This is a genomic window from Burkholderia sp. AU17457, assembly GCF_002223255.1.
In the GTDB taxonomy this organism is placed as follows: domain Bacteria; phylum Pseudomonadota; class Gammaproteobacteria; order Burkholderiales; family Burkholderiaceae; genus Burkholderia; species Burkholderia sola.
In genome coordinates this window covers 900704-914054 of record NZ_NKFB01000008.1, presented here as the reverse complement: position 1 = coordinate 914054, position 13351 = coordinate 900704, and the positions used below count along the sequence as shown (strand labels likewise).

General features: G+C 65.9%; 13 protein-coding genes. 6 read left to right on the top strand and 7 right to left on the bottom strand.

The window, feature by feature from the left end:
• Positions 1-7 precede the first annotated feature (7 nt).
• Together CFB49_RS34100 and CFB49_RS34095 are read right to left on the bottom strand one after the other, a co-directional pair.
• The gene (locus CFB49_RS34100; RefSeq protein ID WP_089493584.1) at positions 8-775 is read right to left on the bottom strand and encodes an SDR family NAD(P)-dependent oxidoreductase; all 768 of its coding nucleotides are present in this window, start codon (positions 773-775) and stop codon (positions 8-10) included.
• Between the two features lie 13 nt (positions 776-788).
• On the bottom strand, positions 789-1523 hold the full coding sequence (locus tag CFB49_RS34095) for an SDR family NAD(P)-dependent oxidoreductase (protein ID WP_069619906.1): 735 nt from the start codon (positions 1521-1523) through the stop codon (positions 789-791).
• A 108-nt stretch (positions 1524-1631) separates the two neighbouring features.
• Here CFB49_RS34095 and CFB49_RS34090 point away from each other — a divergent pair, with 108 nt between their 5' ends.
• Complete coding sequence (locus CFB49_RS34090; RefSeq protein ID WP_089437982.1) at positions 1632-2555, top strand: LysR family transcriptional regulator; 924 nt, start codon at positions 1632-1634, stop codon at positions 2553-2555.
• Between the two features lie 107 nt (positions 2556-2662).
• On the opposite strand, the gene CFB49_RS34085 is transcribed toward CFB49_RS34090, so the two are convergent.
• Positions 2663-3580, bottom strand: coding sequence for a LysR family transcriptional regulator (locus CFB49_RS34085; protein ID WP_069619908.1), 918 nt, complete (start codon positions 3578-3580; stop codon positions 2663-2665).
• 140 nt (positions 3581-3720) lie between these two features.
• Here CFB49_RS34085 and CFB49_RS34080 point away from each other — a divergent pair, with 140 nt between their 5' ends.
• Positions 3721-4485, top strand: a complete 765-nt coding sequence (locus CFB49_RS34080; RefSeq protein WP_089493583.1) for an SDR family NAD(P)-dependent oxidoreductase — start codon at positions 3721-3723, stop codon at positions 4483-4485.
• 121 nt (positions 4486-4606) lie between these two features.
• Here CFB49_RS34080 and CFB49_RS34075 read toward each other — a convergent pair whose 3' ends face one another.
• Entirely contained in the window at positions 4607-5485 is an 879-nt protein-coding gene (locus CFB49_RS34075) for an SDR family oxidoreductase (protein WP_089493582.1), read from the bottom strand.
• A gap of 196 nt (positions 5486-5681) precedes the next feature.
• On the opposite strand from CFB49_RS34075, the gene CFB49_RS34070 reads away from it, so the two are divergent.
• Positions 5682-6644, top strand: a complete 963-nt coding sequence (locus CFB49_RS34070) for a GlxA family transcriptional regulator (protein WP_089493581.1) — start codon at positions 5682-5684, stop codon at positions 6642-6644.
• Between the two features lie 119 nt (positions 6645-6763).
• On the opposite strand, the gene CFB49_RS34065 is transcribed toward CFB49_RS34070, so the two are convergent.
• On the bottom strand, positions 6764-7696 hold the full coding sequence (locus CFB49_RS34065) for a LysR family transcriptional regulator (protein WP_089493580.1): 933 nt from the start codon (positions 7694-7696) through the stop codon (positions 6764-6766).
• A 209-nt stretch (positions 7697-7905) separates the two neighbouring features.
• Between CFB49_RS34065 and CFB49_RS34060 the strand changes: the two genes are divergently transcribed.
• The 3 genes from CFB49_RS34060 (at position 7906) to CFB49_RS34050 (ending at position 10387) form a co-directional block, all read left to right on the top strand.
• Entirely contained in the window at positions 7906-8772 is an 867-nt protein-coding gene (locus CFB49_RS34060; protein ID WP_089437979.1) for an NmrA family NAD(P)-binding protein, read from the top strand.
• A 222-nt stretch (positions 8773-8994) separates the two neighbouring features.
• Entirely contained in the window at positions 8995-9402 is a 408-nt protein-coding gene (locus CFB49_RS34055; RefSeq protein ID WP_069619914.1) for an MAPEG family protein, read from the top strand.
• A 46-nt stretch (positions 9403-9448) separates the two neighbouring features.
• Positions 9449-10387: a PLP-dependent cysteine synthase family protein gene (locus CFB49_RS34050; protein ID WP_089493579.1), complete on the top strand. Its 939-nt coding sequence runs from the start codon at positions 9449-9451 to the stop codon at positions 10385-10387.
• 218 nt (positions 10388-10605) lie between these two features.
• Here CFB49_RS34050 and CFB49_RS34045 read toward each other — a convergent pair whose 3' ends face one another.
• A complete protein-coding gene (locus CFB49_RS34045; protein ID WP_089493578.1) occupies positions 10606-12054 on the bottom strand; it encodes an aldehyde dehydrogenase family protein in 1449 nt (482 codons plus the stop codon).
• A gap of 3 nt (positions 12055-12057) precedes the next feature.
• A complete protein-coding gene (locus CFB49_RS34040) occupies positions 12058-13161 on the bottom strand; it encodes a tartrate dehydrogenase (RefSeq protein ID WP_089493751.1) in 1104 nt (367 codons plus the stop codon).
• Between the last annotated feature and the right edge of the window lie 190 nt (positions 13162-13351).

The window sequence follows — 13351 nt, the reverse complement described above, 5'->3', positions numbered from 1 at the left end:
GGTGTGCTCAGAGCTTGTAACCGCCGCTCGCCTCGATCGTCTGGCCCGTCACCCAGTGGCCGTCGTCGGACGCGAGAAACGCGACGACGGCCGCGATTTCCGAAGGCTCGCCAAAGCGGCCCAGCGCGATTTGCGCCTCGACCGCCTCGACGAGTTCGGGATGCTCGCGAAAGGCGGCGTTCGCATCCGTTCGCGTGAAGCCGGGCGCGACGGCGTTCGCGGTGATGCCGCGCGGCCCGAGCTCGATGGCGAGCGTCCGGGTCAGCGTGTTGATCGCCGCTTTCGCCATCGAGTAGACGGGCGCCGCCGTGACGGGCTTCGTGGCGGCAGCGGATGAAATGTTGACGATGCGCGCGCCATCGGCGAGGCGATCCAGCGCGGCCTGGACGATGAAGAAGGGCGCGCGGGCGTAGACCGCCATCAGCGTGTCCCAGCTTTTCGGCGTCGCGTCCTTGAAGCCGACCCAGCCGGAATTGCCTGCGTTGTTGACCAGAATGTCGAGGGTCTTGCTGCCGGTGCGCCGGGTGAGTTCGTCGTCGAGTCTTTCGAACAAGGCCGGCACGCTCGCCGGGTCGACGAGATCCGCATGGATCGCAAACGCGGTGCCGCCCGCTTTTTCGATCGCAGCGATCGCCTCGTCCGCGCCGGATTGGCTGGCGTTGTAGGTCAGTGCGACTGTCGCGCCGTCCCGGGCGAGACGTTCGGCGATCGCACGGCCAATGCCGCGTGACGCGCCGGTCACGAGCGCCGTTTTGCCTGTTAGCGATTGGGTCATGTGGTGCCTCTCCTCAGAGTTGCGCCAGGCCGCCGTCGACGGCGACCTCGCTGGCGGTCATGAAGCTGCTGTCCGACGACGCAAGAAAGGCGGCCACCGCGCCGATCTCTGCCGGATCGGCCATGCGCTGGAGCGGCGTCATCGCGCCGTAGGCTTTCTGGCCTTCTTCGCCGAGCGCTTCCTTGGCCAGTTCCGTCGCCGTCGCACCGGGCGACAGCACGTTGACCCGGATGCCGGTGCCTTTCAGCTCTTCCGCCCAGGTCCGGGCGAGGTTGCGCACCGCGGCCTTGCTCGCGCTGTAGGCCGTGAACCCCGGGGCTCCCGTGGTGCCGGCGCTCGAGCCGGTCAGGATGATCGACCCGCCCGCGCGCATCAGCGGCAGCGCCTTCTGGACCGTGAAGATCGTCCCCTTCACATTGGTATCGAACGTGTCGTCGATGTGCCCGGTGGTGATCTGGCCGAGCGGAAGCGGGCTGCCCGTCCCCGCATTGGCGAAGACGATGTCGAGGGTCCCGCGCTCCGCCTTTACCGACGCGTAGAGCCGGTCGAGGTCGGCCGGTTCGGCCACCGAGCCCTTCATCGCGCGGGCATGGGGCCCCAGGTCGGCCACTGCCGCGTCGAGCGCCGCCTGCCGGCGACCGAAGAGGAAGACGAACGCGCCTTCCTCGATGAAGCGCTTTGCCGCCGCCCGGCCGATGCCGGTTGCGCCGCCGGTGATCACGGCGGTCTTTCCATTCAGTCTGTTCATGTCATGCGTCCTTCGAAACAAAATCGACGAGCCCGATTCTGGCGCGCTTGATTCATGAAGAAAACTGACTGAATATCTATAAGTGCCATCTACTTTTTAGATAGATATATGCTGGACAACGTCACCATCAATCAGCTTCGCGCGTTCGTCGCCGTGTGCGACCAGGGAAGCTTTTCCGGCGCCGCGAGGGAACTGAGGCGTGCGCAATCGGCGATCAGTCATGCAATCAGCGCGCTCGAGAGCGCATTCGACGTGGTGCTGTTCGAGCGCAACACGCGCAAGGCGACGCTCACGGCCGCCGGCCGCAGCCTGCTGCCCGATGCGCGCGGGGTGATCTCACGCACCGAGGAAATGAAGATGCGTGCGGTTGCGATCGCCGAAACCGGCGTCCCGCAGGTGTCGATCTCCATCGACACCTATTTCCCGCGTGCGCACCTGATCGAATGCCTGCGCACGCTGCAGGCGGAATTTCCAACGATTGCCATCAATCTGCGCATGACGACCATGCAGGGCGGCGAGCGCCTGGTTCTCGAGGGCACGTGCGCATTGGCGGTGACGATCACGGACGTGCCCGAGTTGAGCCCGGGCACCATCGAACGGCATCATTTGCTCGATGCGCAAATGGTGACCGTATGTGGGCCAGCGCATCCGCTGGCCGCATGGGCAAAGCCGATTCCGCGGGAGGAATTCGGCCGGCACATCCAGCTCGTCGTCACCGACAATCAGCCCGATGCGGAAAAGACCCAGCAAGGCGTCGCCAGTGAACGCCAGTGGTGGGTGAACGATCTCGGCGCGAAGCACGACCTGCTCAGAGGGAACCTGTGCTGGGGGCACATGCCGCGCCATATGGTCGAGGCCGACCTCGCGAACGGAACGCTGGTCGAGCTCCAGCGGCGTGCGTGGCACATGCGTCCACTGACGTTCATGATTTCGCAGCGGCGCGGGTACGCGTTTTCCGGATGCGAGACACGGCTGGTCGAGCTCCTTGGCAGTTGTCCTTCGCAAAAGGCGGGAAGCGCGAGGTCGACGTGACGTGCGGCCGCTTTCGGGCGGCAGCGGTCTTGATGGAGCGGGGCCGGGGCATCAGGTGACAGCGCGGTCATGGGGAAGGGTGCCCGACTCCGCCACCTGCCGGACCATCACTTCGGCCATCGCCAGACGGGATTGCCCAGATGTTCGGCGAAGTAGTCGGACAACGCCGTCACCTTCGCGGGTCGCGCTCGCGCCGACGGCGTAACGAAATAAAGACCGCCCTTCGTCAGCGACCAGTCGGTGAGAATGGCTTCGAGGCGGCCATCGGCCAGATATTCATGGGCGATGAACTCCGGCAACTCGGCGATCGCCAGCCCGTCGAGCAGCGTCGGCAACAGCGCATCGGCGTTGGTGACGCGCAGCGGGCCCGTCGGCATCACCGGCTCCTCGTCGCCCGCGTCGTTCGTGAAGCGCCATACGGCACTCCGCGCGCGATACGCGTACGAGAGGCACGGGCGATCCGCCAGCTCGCTCGGATGCGTGGGTCGCCCTTCGCGCCGCAAATATTCCGGCGATGCCACCACGAGTTGCGTGACCGCGCACAGCCGACGCGCGACCAGCGACGAATCCGGCAGCGCGGCGATCCGCAACGCGGCGTCGAATCCATCGGCGATCAGATCGACCGACGCATCCGATAAATGCAGGTCGATCGACACTTCCGGATACGCGCGAAAGAAGCCCGGCAGCAGTGGTGCGACCCAGCGCAGCCCGAACGACATCGGCACGGCCAGGCGCACCAGCCCGCGCGGCTGCACCGACATCTCGCGCGCCGAGCTTTCCGCCTCCTCGGCCTGGCGATAGATCTCGCCGGCTTTCTCGCTGATCGTCCGGCCGAACTCGGTCAGCGACAGCTGGCGCGACGTGCGGTTGAACAGCCGCGCGCCGAGCCGCTCCTCCAGACGCGCCACCCCGCGCGAGACGGTGGCGACCGACACCCCGGTCGCACGCGCCGCGGCGGCAAACGACCCGTGCTCGGCCACTTTCGCGAACATCGCGAGCCCTTCGAAATCAGGTAGGTGCGCCATTTCTCTTCATCTTTTCATTTCTGCAACGTTTGTTTGCGATTGATTCTATTTCGAAAAGATCAGCCCGTCGATATTCTCCTCACATCGCAGCACGTAACACCGAACCCAAACACTGCTGACCCACTGAAAGGAGCAATACCATGGCACGCAAACTCGACAACAAGATCGCACTCGTCACCGGCGCAACCAGCGGCATCGGGCTGGCCACCGCTCAACGCTTCGCGGCGGAAGGCGCTCACGTCTATCTCACGGGCCGCCGCCAGGCCGAACTCGATGCCGCCGTGAAGCGCATTCGCGAAGCCGGCGGCAACGCGACCGGCGTGCGTTCCGATTCCACGAAGCTCGATGAACTCGATGCGCTGTATGCGCAAATCAACGAAGAACGGGGGCGCCTGGACGTGCTGTTCGTGAACGCCGGCGGCGGCTCGATGCTGCCGCTGGGCAGCATCACCGAAGCGCACTACGACGAAACCTTCGACCGAAACGTGAAGGGTGTGCTGTTCACCGTGCAGAAGGCGCTGCCGCTGCTCGCCGATAGCGCATCGGTGATTCTGACCGGCTCGACGGCGGGTAGCGCGGGCACCGCTGCGTTCAGCGTGTATTCGGCTTCGAAGGCGGCGGTGCGTGCCTTCGCACGCAGCTGGATTCTCGACCTCAAGGAGCGTGGCATCCGCGTGAACACGATCAGCCCGGGCGCGACCCGTACGCCCGGCCTGCTCGATCTCGCCGGTGACGATGCGGCTCAGCGGCAGGGGCTGGCCGATTATCTGGCGGCGCAGATCCCGATGGGGCGGCTCGGCGAGCCGGAAGAGATCGCGAGCGCGGCGCTGTTCCTGGCGTCGAACGACGCGAGCTTCGTGAACGGCATCGAATTGTTCGTCGACGGCGGCCAGCAGCAGATTTGAGGGGGATCGACGCGACGTGGGACACGCGTTCGCGTCGATCGTCGTCAGTGCGCGCAGGAACGCGTTGGCGTGTGTTGTCGCCGTGGCGCCGGCCGGCGTTGTTTCTGCCGCGGACGTATCTTCAAGCCGCCGCGGACCGCCCTTGTGGCTGGGCGAGGTGCGCCAGCCCGAGGCTCTCCAGCGTCTGCGCCTGGATCGATGCTGCCTGGGCGTTGAGGGCGTCGGCGCCGAACGACTGGCCCACGACCACACGGGCGGGCCGCGTGCCGTTTGCCTGTTCGACGAGCTGCACGATTGCGTCGGCGACGTCGTGCGGGTCTGGCGCGTGGTCGCTCGCGAACAACGCCATCAACGTCTCCACCATCTTGTCCGGAATCGCACCGGCTTCACCGTAGCCGGCGGCGCGCGCGGCGTCGGCGGGCCGCTGCGCGCTGGCGAAGATATGCGTTGGATAGTTGCTGGGTTGAACGAGAACGACGTCGATGCCCAACGTCGACAATTCATAGCGGTAGCTGTCAGTCAACGCTTCGATCGCAAACTTCGATGCGCCGTAGAGACCGAAGAACGGAAACGTCACGCGGCCGAGTATCGAGCCGATGTTCACGATCAGGCCTTCACCCTGTTTCCTGAAGGTCGGCAATACCGCTCTCGACGTTCGCTGGATACCGAATACGTTCACGTCGAAGAGTGCCTGTACCTGCTTGGTCGTGAACGCCTCGGAAACGCCGGCCGACCCGATACCTGCGTTGTTGACGAGGACGTCGAGACGCCCGGTATTGTCCAGCACGGAAGCGACGCCGCGCTCGACGGACGCGTCGTCCGTCACGTCGAGTTCGACGACATGCGCGCCGCTCGCCCGGAGGGCATCGGCATGAGGCCGGTTGCGACCAGCGACGTCACGCATCGAGGCGAATACCCGGTGCCCGGCACGCGCGAGCGTTTCCGCGGTGTCGCGGCCGAAGCCGCTGCTGGCGCCGGTGATCAGAATGGTTCTGGACATGTCGAGTGTTTCCCAGCAAGAAGGTTGGAGGACCGCAACCGCATCCGTACGTGCAGGTCCGATGCGGTCGAGATGAAACGTGCGATGTCGTTGAACCCCCGGGCGGCCGGTGTCTTCATCGCGTTGCCACGCAGTCTAGGCTTTGCCCGGAAACCGGGCTATAGTCGTAAATGACATTAATAGTGGTATTTACGACATGAGATTGACGATCCTGGCCCTCGAGGGCCTGTTCGATACCGGGCTGACGGTACTGCTGGATACCTTCGCGATGGCCAACGAACTGGCTGCCGCTCAAGGCTTCGCCGCACCGCCCTTCGAGGTGACGGTGGCTGGCGTGCGCAAACGCATTCGTACCGCGCATGGATTGTCGATGCTGGTGGAGCCGGCAAGCAGCGTACGCCACGCGGACTGGGTGGCCGTGCCCGCGCCCGGTATCAGAGAGCCGCAGCACCTGATCGAGACGCTGCAGCGTCGGGACGTGTGCGATGCGATGGCGCACCTTCGTGCGTGGCATGCCGATGGCGTCGGCGTCGCCGCCGCTTGTATCGGTACGTTTTTGCTGGCCGAAGCCGGGCTGCTGGATCATCGCGAGGCGACAACGACCTGGTCGCTGTCGCCTTTTTTCCGTCAACGTTATCCGGCCGTCGATCTGAACGATTCGCGGATGGTCGTCGCCGCGGATCGCGTGGTCACCGCAGGATCGGCCATGGGCCATCTCGACCTTGCGCTGTGGTTGCTGCGTCAGGCCAGTCCCGAACTGGCGACGCTCGTGGCTCGCTTCATGCTGATCGACAAGCGTTCGTCACAGGCCGAATACATCATTCCGGATTATCTTGCGCACGCCGATCCGTTGATCGCGCGATTCGAGCGCTGGGCCCGCGAGAATCTTTCCCTCGGTTTCTCGCTGCAGACGGCGGCCGCCGCACTCGCCGTCGGACCGCGCACGTTGCAGCGCCGTACCGAGGCGGTACTCGGGAAGTCACCTTTGGCGTTCTTCCAGGATCTGCGAATCGAACGGGCGCAGACACTCGTGTCGATGGGTTACGACCTGGAGACGATCGCAAGCGAGGTGGGCTACGCGGATTCGGCGACGTTGCGGGCCTTGTTGCGTCGCAGGCTCGGCCGTGGGGTGCGGGAATTGCGTGCCGACAATCGGTAGCGAATCGGTAGCGCCCCCGGTACGGATCGGCATGGTTTCGTCAATGGCGAGCGCTTCGGCTTCGAGGACCGTCGCTGCGAATGCCGAAGCGAGGCTCCGTGGGTTCCGCCGGAACAGCACTAGCGCGCGCCGACGCCCCCGTGAATGCCCGTCAGTTCGACCACGAAATCCAGGAACGCGCGCGTCTTGGCCGGCACGTGATGCCGGGACGGGTAGTACGCGTATAACGGATACCGCTCGTCGGCCCATTCGGGAAAGAGATTGATCAACCGGCCGTCGGCGATCAGCGGCTCGGCGCCGAGCCGCAGCATCTGCGCAATGCCGGACCCGGCGAGGCACGCATTGAGCAGCGCGCCCGGATCGTTGACCGTCAGGCGTCCGCGGGTGTCGACCACGATGCGTTTGCGCCGGCGATGGAATTCCCACGTGAACGGCTTGCCTGTCTCCGGATTGCGAAACTCCAGGCAGCGGTGGCTGCGGTTTTCGAGGTCCTGGGGTTTGGCCGGCCGCCCCCGGCGTGCGATGTACGAGGGCGCCGCGACCGTCACGACGCCGGTATCGAGCAGCTTTCTCGCGATCAGGCTGGATGCGCGCGGTTCGCCGAATCGCACGGCGAGGTCGAAGCCGTCCGTGACGAGGTCGCCCAGGCTGTCTCGCGCGATGAGCTCGATTTCGAGGTCGGGATGCGCGTCCATGAACGCATCGAGCCGTGGCCCGAGAATGGCCCGGTAGACGACCGGATCCAGATTGATCCTCAGCCTGCCGCGCACGGCGGAGACGCCTCCTGCCGCCGCCGCCGCGGCTTCCTCCAGCCCGGCGAGATGGGGCATCACCTGCTCGTAAAAGCGGCGCCCTTCTTCCGTCAGCGAGACGGACCGCGTCGTTCGGTTGAAAAGCCGGATGTTGAGCCTTTTTTCCAGCCGCGCAATCGCGCGACTGACGCCCGGCGGCGTCATGCCGATGACGTCGGCGGCAGCCGAGAACGTCCCGGCATCGACCACGGCGGCGAATACGCTGATGCTGCCGGACAGTTTCTCGCTATTGGATCTCATGGTTGTTCGAGTGAATACGGATGGCGAATCGCGCGCGACCCACTGAAGGCCGGTACGCCAACGCCGCACAGCGCAGCCATTCGGGCGTCGGTGTCGATCATGCCGAATTGATGACGCGTTGTCACTTATCTGATGCCGTCCATGTCGTTTTGTTTTGGTCGGCATTTGTCGACAATGCGATCCGCGTATTCACACACGGAGAACGAGCAATGTATGCAATCACGGGAATCACCGGTCAGGTCGGCGGCGCGCTGGCGCGCGAGCTACTGGCCTCGGGTCGGTCGGTGCGCGCAGTGGTGCGCGACACGACGCGGGCAGCGGTGTGGGCGGAGCGCGGGTGTGAGATGGCGACCGCCTTCATGGAAGATCCTTCGTCGCTCGCCGCCGCGTTCGCCGGCGCGACGGGCGTTTTCATCCTGCTGCCGCCGGTGTTCGATCCGGCGCCCGGGTTTCCCGAAGCGCGGAAAGTGATCGAGGCCGTATCCGCCGCGCTTCTGAAAGCGCGCCCCGAAAAGGTCGTGTGCCTGTCGACGATCGGCGCGCAGGCCGACGAGACCAATCTGCTCACGCAACTCATGCTGATGGAGCAGACGCTGCGCGAGATGCCGATGCCGGTGACGTTCCTGCGGCCCGGCTGGTTCATGGAGAACGCCGCGTGGGATGTCGCGTCCGCGCGCGACGAGGGCGTCGTCGCCAGTTACCTGCAGCCGCTCGACAAGCCCGTGCCGATGGTCGCGACCGCGGACGTGGGCCGCGTTGCGGCGGAACTGCTGCAGCAGACGTGGAGCGGGGTGCGCGTCGTCGAGCTCGAGGGGCCGCACCGGGTGAGCCCCAACGATCTCGCGCAGGCCTTCGCTCGCGTGTTGGGCCGTGACGTGCGCGCGGAGGCCGTCGACAGGCGAACGTGGGAAGCACTGTTCCGCTCGCAGGGCATGAAGCATCCTCTCCCGCGCATGCGCATGCTGGACGGCTTCAACGAAGGCTGGATCGATTTCGAAAGTAATCCTGACGGCATCTTGCGCGGCCGTGTCGAGCTGGACACGGTTCTGGGCGAGCTGGTGTCGCGTACGGTCTGATTGAATGCGGCGGGCGACGCGTGGCGCGCTTGCGCTACGCCCGCCCATGCATCGGATTTCCCGTCGGACGGATAGCGGCTTCCGTGTCGAAGGGATGTCGTAAATATCGCCATTAATGTCATTTATGACTATGGCGAACGACCTCGTCCCGCGTCTAGACTGCGAAGCATTTCCGGCATCCGCAGGTCCCTCCTGCCGCTCGGTCCGACAGAGGCCAATCCGATGACATTTTCGCCAGAACTTCACCTGCTGACGCTGACCGCGATCGCGACGCTGCTGATGTGGATCCCCTACATGCTGGCGAGAATCGTCACGCGTGGCCTGATGGCGGCCTTGAGCAATCCCGATCCGTCCTTCCCGCCTGATCCGCCGTGGGCGGAGCGCGCACGGCGCGCGCATGCGAACGCGATCGAGAATCTCGCCGTGTTCGCTCCGCTCGTATTGATGTGCGCAATGACGGGAGCGAGCAGCCCGGCGACGGTGTTCTCGGCCAGGCTCTATCTGGGGGCGCGGCTGGTTCACTACGTCGTCTACGCCGCAGGCATTCCGGTGGTTCGCACGATCGCTTTCCTGACCGGTTTCGCGGCAACGCTCACGTTCGCTGTCGCGCTGCTCGGCCATGCGACCTGACCGTTCCCCGCCTGGTCTTGCCCGTTCGCTTACTTAAGAGGTCAATATGAAATCGACTCCCGGCAGCATCCTCGACACGATCGGCAACACGTCGCTCGTCCCGTTACGACATGTTGTCCCGAAGAACGGTGCGCGTCTGTTCGTCAAGCTCGAAAGTCAGAATCCGACCGGCAGCATGAAAGACCGGATCGCGCTCGCGATGATCGAAGCGCCTGAGCGCGATGGGCGTCTGAAGCCCGGCGGCGCGGTGGTCGAGTACACCGGCGGCAGCACGGGCGTGTCGCTCGCGCTGGTGTGCTCCGTCAAGCGGCATCCGCTGCATCTGGTCTCATCGGATGCGTTCTCGAAGGAGAAGCTGGATCACATGCGCCTGCTTGGCGCGAAGCTGACGCTCGTCCCGAGCGACAACGGCAAGCAAACCGAAAAGCTGACGAAGGACATGATTCGCGAGGCGCATCGGATTGCCGGCGAGACGGGCGCATACATCACCGCGCAGATGGAAAACACCGATCAGCTCGACGCTTATACGAAGATGGCCGACGAGATCTGGGAGCAGACCGGCGGCCGTCTCGACGGTTTCGTCCAGAGCGTCGGCACGGCTGCGTCGCTGCGCGGGATTTCGCGGCGCTTGCGCGAGCATGACGCACGCATCCGGATCGCCGGTGTCGAGCCGGCCGAATCGGCGGTGCTGTCGGGTGGGCCGACCGGCGCGCACAAGATCGACGGAATCGGCGCGGGCTATGTCGTGCCGCTTTGGCGCGACGGCATCGCGGACGAGCTCGAGCGCGTCACGACGGAGGACGCGAGAGCCATGGCGTTCCGACTGGCCGCCGAGGAGGGGCTGTTCTGCGGTACGTCGACCGGCGCCAACGTAACCGCCGCCTTGCGACTCGCCGAACGGCTCGGCCCGGACGCCACGATCGTGACGATCATGTGCGACACGGGCATGAAGTATTTGAAGTCGTTTGCGCAAACGATCGGTTGATGGCTTGGGGAGGATCGTAGGCCCCGGCTTTTTACGCGTGAACCTGCCCGTTCTTCGCGAGGCGCGTGGCGAGTATGGACAACGCGTGTCGTACGCGTCGCGCGCGGCAGGATCCCACGCGCCGATCGCGCGCAATGGCGCCAGTGGTCACGATGGTCAGTCGAGACATGGCGATTCTCCAGCGGCGGCCCCGCACGACCGTCGCACCGTTGCGACGCTCAATCGTGCCTGATCGCGATGGTCTTCAGCGCGGTAAAGCCGAGCAATGCCTCGAAGCCTTTCTCGCGGCCATATCCGCTTGCCTTCACGCCGCCGAACGGCAGTTCCACGCCGCCCCCGGCGCCGTAGTTGTTGATGAAGACCTGTCCGGCCTGCAGCTTGCGCGCGAGCCGCAGCGCGCGAGCGCCGTCGCGCGTCCACACGCCCGCGACGAGGCCGTACTGCGTGCCGTTCGCGAGTGCGACCGCCGCGTCTTCGTCGTCGAACGGCATGGCTGCGAGCACGGGGCCGAATACCTCTTCCTGAGCGAGTTCGCTGTCGGGCGGCACGTCGCGGAACAGGACCGCTTCCTGGTAGTAGCCGGCACCCGATGCGCCGGCCGCGATGGTGCCGCGCGCCGCCACGCGAATGCCGTCGCCCTGCGCGCGCTCGACGATGGCCCGGACCCGGGCATGCTGCTTCGCGTTGACGAGCGGCCCCATCTCCAGATTCATCGACGGCGGCCCCGAACGCAGCCGCGCAAATTGCTGAGCGAGACGATCGAGCACGCGCTCGTAGACGGCGCGCTGGACGAGCAGGCGGCTGCCGGCCGAGCAGGTCTGCCCCGCGTTCTGCACGATCGCGTTGACGATGACGGGCAGCGCCTGGTCGAGATCGGCATCGTCGAACAGTAATTGCGGCGACTTGCCGCCCAGCTCGAGCACCGCCGGGCAGTGACGCTCGGCGGCCGCGCGGCCGACCAGCGCGCCCGTTCCGGTCGATCCGGTAAACGAGATGTGGCGAATGCCGGGATGGGCCGACAGGGCCGCGCCGGCTTCGCCGCCCAACCCCGTGACCACGTTGACCGTGCCGGCCGGAAAGCCGACCTCGGCCGCGATTTCGGCCAGCCGCAGAATGGACAGGCTCGCATCCTCCGCCGGCTTGACCACGCACGCATTGCCGGCGGCGAGCGACGCACCGACCGAGCGACCGTAGATCTGCATCGGATAATTCCACGGAATGATGTGGCCGGTCACGCCGATCGGTTCGCGCACCGTCAATACCGTGAACCCGGCGGTGTAGGGCAGCGTGTCGCCGTGCAGCTTGTCGACGCATCCGGCGTAGTACTGGAGGTAGCGCGCGAGCACCGCTGCGTCGGTGCGTGCGGTGTTCAGCGCCTTGCCCGTGTCGCGCGCTTCGAGCTGCGCGAGCTCGTCGGCATGCCGCGAGACGGCCGCGGCGTACGCGAACAGCAAGTTGCCGCGCTCGACCGGCGACAGCTTCGCCCACGGGCCGTTGAGCGTGTCGCCCATCGCGCGCTGGGCGGCGGACACGGCGTGCTGCACGTCCGTCGCATCGCCGCGCGCGATCGTCGCGAACGGTTCGCCGGTGCTCGGGTCGACGACGTCGATCCGCGCGCCGGTATGCGGCGCGACGCGGGCGTTGTCGATGTAGTGATCAAATTGCATGGGTCATTCCTCGATCGATGCGGGATTCGCGACGGTGTGCGCAATCGCGGCGCCCAGTTCTTCGGTGCTGGCCGTGCCGCCCATGTCGCGGGTGCGCGGGCCGGCGACGAGGACGGATTCGATGGCCGCCACGATTTCGGCGGCCGCGGCTTCGTAGCGCGATTCGCCGCGACCGAGGTGTTGAAGCAGCAACGCGGCCGACCAGATCTGGCCGATCGGATTCGCGATGCCGCGGCCCGCGATATCGGGTGCCGAGCCGTGCACCGGCTCGAACAGCGACGGGAAGCGCCGCTCCGGGTTCAGGTTCGCCGACGGCGCGATGCCGATCGTGCCGGTACAGGCGGGGCCGAGGTCGGACAGGATGTCGCCGAACAGGTTCGAGGCGACGACGACGTCGAAGCGATCCGGATTCTGGACGAAGTGCGCGCACAGTATGTCGATGTGATATTTGCGCGTTTCGATGTCCGGGAACGATCGGGCGATCTCCGCGACGCGCTCGTCCCAGAACGGCATGGTGATCGAGATGCCGTTGGATTTCGTCGCCGCCGTCAGCTGCTTGCGCGGGCGCGAGCGGGCGAGTTCGAATGCGAACCGGAGCACGCGATCGACACCGACGCGCGAGAAAACCGATTGCTGCACGGCGATCTCGCGGTCGGTCCCGGTAAACATCCGGCCGCCCACCGACGAATACTCGCCTTCCGTATTCTCGCGCACGACGATGAAGTCGATGTCGCCCGGCTGACGCCCGGCGAGCGGCGCGGGCACGCCCGGCATCAGGCGGACCGGCCGCAGGTTCACGTATTGATCGAACTCGCGCCGGATCTTGATCAGCGATTCCCATACGGCGACGTGGTCCGGAACGATATCGGGCGCGCCGACGGCCCCGAAGAAAATGGCGTCGTGCGCACCGATCTGCCGTGCCCAGTCGGCCGGCATCATCGTGCCGTGGCGAACGTAGTGATCGGTACACCAGTCGCCGAATTCGTCGAACGCGAGCGGAATGTCGAAGCGGTCCGCGGCAGCGCGCAGCACGCGCAAGCCTTCGGGCATCACTTCCTTGCCGATGCCGTCGCCGGCGATGACCGCGATGCGGTGCGGGTTCTTCATGTTGCGGGAAGCCTCCATGCCGATGCCGTCGCCCCGCACGGGGGGACAGACACGGGGACGGTGCGCGAGCCGGACCGCATCGAACTGCTGCGCGGCGGCCTTCGATACGCGACGCTGCATCCGGTCACCCCGGATCGCATCGGCATGTCTCCCGTGTCTCTTCCGTTGCGGTAACCGGCGGACTGTTGAA

Excerpts from the sequence above, each read along its gene's own strand:
- CFB49_RS34095 (WP_069619906.1), bottom strand. The coding sequence starts at position 1,523 with ATGAACAGACTGAATGGAAAGACCGCCGTGATCACCGGCGGCGCAACC.
- CFB49_RS34055 (WP_069619914.1), top strand. The coding sequence starts at position 8,995 with ATGACATTTTCGCCAGAACTTCACCTGCTGACGCTGACCGCGATCGCG.
- CFB49_RS34090 (WP_089437982.1), top strand. The coding sequence starts at position 1,632 with ATGCTGGACAACGTCACCATCAATCAGCTTCGCGCGTTCGTCGCCGTG.
- CFB49_RS34100 (WP_089493584.1), bottom strand. The coding sequence starts at position 775 with ATGACCCAATCGCTAACAGGCAAAACGGCGCTCGTGACCGGCGCGTCA.
- CFB49_RS34065 (WP_089493580.1), bottom strand. The coding sequence starts at position 7,696 with ATGAGATCCAATAGCGAGAAACTGTCCGGCAGCATCAGCGTATTCGCC.
- CFB49_RS34070 (WP_089493581.1), top strand. The coding sequence starts at position 5,682 with ATGAGATTGACGATCCTGGCCCTCGAGGGCCTGTTCGATACCGGGCTG.
- CFB49_RS34080 (WP_089493583.1), top strand. The coding sequence starts at position 3,721 with ATGGCACGCAAACTCGACAACAAGATCGCACTCGTCACCGGCGCAACC.
- CFB49_RS34075 (WP_089493582.1), bottom strand. The coding sequence starts at position 5,485 with ATGTCCAGAACCATTCTGATCACCGGCGCCAGCAGCGGCTTCGGCCGC.
- CFB49_RS34045 (WP_089493578.1), bottom strand. The coding sequence starts at position 12,054 with ATGCAATTTGATCACTACATCGACAACGCCCGCGTCGCGCCGCATACC.
- CFB49_RS34085 (WP_069619908.1), bottom strand. The coding sequence starts at position 3,580 with ATGGCGCACCTACCTGATTTCGAAGGGCTCGCGATGTTCGCGAAAGTG.
- CFB49_RS34040 (WP_089493751.1), bottom strand. The coding sequence starts at position 13,161 with ATGAAGAACCCGCACCGCATCGCGGTCATCGCCGGCGACGGCATCGGC.
- CFB49_RS34050 (WP_089493579.1), top strand. The coding sequence starts at position 9,449 with ATGAAATCGACTCCCGGCAGCATCCTCGACACGATCGGCAACACGTCG.
- CFB49_RS34060 (WP_089437979.1), top strand. The coding sequence starts at position 7,906 with ATGTATGCAATCACGGGAATCACCGGTCAGGTCGGCGGCGCGCTGGCG.